4 protein-coding genes and 1 pseudogene are annotated in these 3,610 nt (G+C 40.3%); all 5 read left to right on the top strand.

What is annotated here, in order from left to right; translation table 11 throughout:
* The first annotated feature begins 192 nt into the window (after nt 1-192).
* Nucleotides 193-963: a Wzz/FepE/Etk N-terminal domain-containing protein gene (locus tag KGF65_RS16405; protein WP_216788254.1), complete on the top strand. Its 771-nt coding sequence runs from the start codon at nt 193-195 to the stop codon at nt 961-963.
* Nucleotides 964-974: 11 nt separating this feature from the next.
* On the top strand, nt 975-1,694 hold the full coding sequence (locus KGF65_RS16400; RefSeq protein ID WP_216788253.1) for a CpsD/CapB family tyrosine-protein kinase: 720 nt from the start codon (nt 975-977) through the stop codon (nt 1,692-1,694).
* Nucleotides 1,681-2,454 (top strand): tyrosine-protein phosphatase, encoded by a 774-nt coding sequence (locus tag KGF65_RS16395; RefSeq protein WP_216788252.1) that lies wholly within the window; start codon nt 1,681-1,683, stop codon nt 2,452-2,454. Before KGF65_RS16400 ends, KGF65_RS16395 begins: the two co-directional genes overlap by 14 nt.
* 74 nt (nt 2,455-2,528) lie before the next feature.
* A pseudogene (locus KGF65_RS16390) lies at nt 2,529-3,157 on the top strand (sugar transferase).
* A 213-nt stretch (nt 3,158-3,370) separates the two neighbouring features.
* Nucleotides 3,371-3,610 (top strand): glycosyltransferase (locus KGF65_RS16385; RefSeq protein ID WP_216788251.1); only part of this gene is annotated, 240 nt, incomplete at its 3' end.

Genomic DNA, 3,610 nt, shown 5'->3' with positions numbered 1-3,610 from the left:
AAAACATGATAGAGACTATCATGGAACCCTCTATCAAAAGGTAAATGAAAAATCTTGAATTGCAGTCAATAGGTGAGATTGCTCCTTGAACTTCAATTGTAAATCAACCAATGCAATGTTATATTTGATGATAGATTGTATTTAATAGCGTTAGTTAAAACGTGTTTTAATCTTGTTAATTTTGGAGAGTGAATGATGGATCAAACAGTAAGTTTTGACTTTTTTATCCGGCTTGTCCGTAAATACTGGCGCGCAATTGTCAGTTTTACGTTGGTGGGATTGATAGTTGCCGCAGGGTTGACCTTTTTTGTAATTACACCTAAGTACCAATCAAGTGTCCAGATTTTGGTTAACCGTAAAAATACTAACGCCGCTACTGAGTATGCTGGGCAGCAGGCCGATGTTCAGATGATTACGACCTACAAAGAATTAATTGCTGGACAGGTGGTTTTAAAACCAGCTAAGCAACAATTAAGCAAACGTTATGGTATTGAGCGTTCACTGAATACATTGAAAAGTGAAGTGAGTGTGACAAGCACGACCAACTCACAGGTTTTCTCGATTGCAGTGACTGATGCTGATGCAAAAGCTAGTGCGACGATTGCTAATCAAATTGCTCGTAGTTTTAAGAATCAAGTACAAAAGATTATTAAGGTCAACAACGTCACGATTGTTGCTCCGGCCGAAACGCCAAATGGCGCAGTATCGCCGAAGAAGCCGCTGAATATGTTGATTGGGCTAGTTGTTGGCTTGCTATTAGGATTTGCTTATGCAGCGATTCGGATGCTCACTGATCGCCGCGTTCACGATGCTGATTTCTTAACTGATGAATTAGGATTGACTAGTTTAGGCTTGGTTAACCATCAACATCACCATTCAATGAAGAAACAGGCCTTGAATCTGAATGGTGGCTATCATACGCATAACGATCGAACATCGTCACAAGCGATGAAACGAGTTTAGGAGGGTGTTAGATGTTTAAACGTAAAGGACAGAATATAACGACTACGGCCCCAATTAATCTCACGACGATTAATGAACCTATGTCGGTCATTACTGAGCAGATTAAAACAATTCGAACCAATATCAACTTTGCGGCCACCGATCACAAGCTACGAACTTTGATGGTGACCTCGGCCATGCTTGGTGAAGGTAAGTCGACAGTAAGTGGTAACTTGGCGGTGGAGTATGCCAAGGAAGGGATGCAAGTTTTATTGGTCGATGCTGATTTGCGGCGACCAACCATTCATAAAACGTTTGGACTTAAAAATCATAAGGGATTAAGTTCATGGTTAGCCAACCAAATGGATGATGTGAATGATGCAATCCATCCCGTCATTGGTAACCTATTCGTGATGACGAGTGGTCCGAAGCCACCTAACCCAGCCGAACTATTGGGTAGTAACAAAATGACTGAATTTTTGACTTCGGCAACGCGTAACTTAGATTTGGTGATTGTTGATGCACCAGCAATTTTGCCGGTGACTGACTCACAACTGTTAGCAAATAAAGTAGACGGCACAGTTTTAGTTGTTCGCCAAGGTGTAGCCCAAAAAGCAGCGGTTCGCGACGCTGTGAATTCGTTGAAAAAATCGCAAGCTAATATTTTGGGTGCCGTCTTGAACGATGTCCGTGATGGTTCTCATCATGGTTACAACAGTGGCTACGGGTACTACAGCGATGAAGATAAATAATTTAGTTGACTTACATTGCCACATCTTACCGGCTATTGATGATGGTTCACCTTCCTTAGAAGCGTCATTGGAATTAGCACGGCAGGCGGTTGCTGACGGGATTCGCTATATTTTAGCGACACCACATCATATGGATCGGCACTATCTCAATCATGCCGGCGATGTGGCGGCTGCGGTTAAGGCATTTCAAGCAAAGCTAGATGCAAATGATATTCCGTTAACCATTTTTCCTGGTCAAGAGGTACATCTAAATGGTCAGTTGATGGAAAATGTTGATGATTTGTTGGGCATAGATGCCAGTAGACACTATTTACTGTTGGAACTTCCCCACGAGATGGTACCAAGTTACTTGGATGAGATGATTTTTCAATTGTCTTGTGAGGGGATTACCCCGGTCATTGCACACCCTGAACGGAATGCTCAAATTATTGCCGAACCGCAGCGATTATACAAGTTGGCCGAAGATGGGGTCTTGGCACAGGTTACGGCCACGAGTTTAGTTGGCACTTTTGGGGACCAAGTCCAGCGAACTGCAAAAGAATTCGTTAAGTGCGGTTTGGTGCAGGTGGTCGCATCAGATGCACATACGCTGAAAAATCGGGGCTTTGCAATGACGAAGGCCTATCAAGTATTAAATGAAATGGATTCGAAATATCCTGAACGTTTTGCAACCAACGCTCGGAATTTGTTGAATGGTGAACAGATCGATACTGGTGAGATTGTGATGCCCAGAAAACAGCGAAAACACTGGTTGTTTTAGACCTAGCAAAAGATAGAAAAGTCATTTAATTTACGAGGAGCTCAGAGCTATGGAAATTTCTAAAAAAGGGTAGTATGCGTCAAAGTATGCGAGTCTATATGGTGTCAAAGCGTATTTTGGATATTGTGCTTTCTTTATGTGCATTGTTAATTCTAAGTCCAATTTTTTTGGCTGTTTTCATGATTGATTGTTTTGGGGAGAACAAAGGGCTCATTTTTTACAAACAGGTCCGAATTGGTCTCCATGGAAAACCATTTAAAATTATCAAGTTTCGCTCAATGATTATTGACGCTAATAAAAAATTGCGTAAAGATCCAAAACTTTACCATGAGTACAAAAAGAATAATTATAAACTTCCTGAGGGTAAAGATCCACGTGTTACAAAGGTCGGTAGCTTGCTGCGGAAATCATCTTTGGATGAAATTCCTCAATTTATAAATGTACTAAAGGGTGAATGGCACTAATTGGACCACGACCGGTTGTCAGTGAAGAATTGTCCGAATATGGTAAGCGCACATCTGAACTTTTATCAGTCAAACCTGGAGCAATGGGTTATTGGCAAGCGACAGGCCGCTCTAATATCGGTTATCCAGAGCGGTGTGATATTGAACTTTATTATGTGGAAAACCAGTCGTTTTGGTTTGACTTTAGGATTTGCTTTAAAAATATAATTAGTATTTTCAAGAGTGATGGAGCCTTCTAAAATATTTAAGAGCAGGCGGCGAAACAAGCGTAGTTGTCTTATATTAAGGAAAGTATTTTATGTGCCGTAAGTTACTGGGATTTAGGTGCTATCCTATCTTTAAAACTGATATATGATTTTGAATGGGTTGAAAAATACCTTAGATTTTTATTCTGAAGCAAGCACCCACCAGAAACTGTTTTTTTGTGTTTTCTAATTACGTGGAGGATTAGTATGGTTATTGAAGAACCAAAAGTTGGATTAATGATACCAACACTTAATGCAGGTAAATGTTTTGAAACGATGCTAAATTGTATTGAAAATCAAAAAATGGCTAATTTGCGCAAAATTATTATTGATTCTGAATCGGATGATAATACAAGAATGATTGCAAAGAAACATGGTTTTGAGGTTTACAACATTAATCGTAACCAATTTACTCATGGCCTTGTAAGGCGACAGGCTGTTGAGATA

The sequence above is a fragment of the Lactiplantibacillus sp. 30.2.29 genome (genome assembly GCF_018991255.1).
Classification (GTDB): Bacteria; Bacillota; Bacilli; order Lactobacillales; family Lactobacillaceae; genus Lactiplantibacillus; species Lactiplantibacillus pentosus.
Note: the sequence above shows the minus strand (reverse complement) of the source record. Positions and strands in the feature narration are given on the sequence as shown.

What these genes read in the sequence shown, in the direction of transcription:
- KGF65_RS16405 (WP_216788254.1), top strand. Translation starts at nt 193, where the DNA reads ATGATGGATCAAACAGTAAGTTTTGACTTTTTTATCCGGCTTGTCCGT.
- KGF65_RS16400 (WP_216788253.1), top strand. Translation starts at nt 975, where the DNA reads ATGTTTAAACGTAAAGGACAGAATATAACGACTACGGCCCCAATTAAT.
- KGF65_RS16395 (WP_216788252.1), top strand. Translation starts at nt 1,681, where the DNA reads ATGAAGATAAATAATTTAGTTGACTTACATTGCCACATCTTACCGGCT.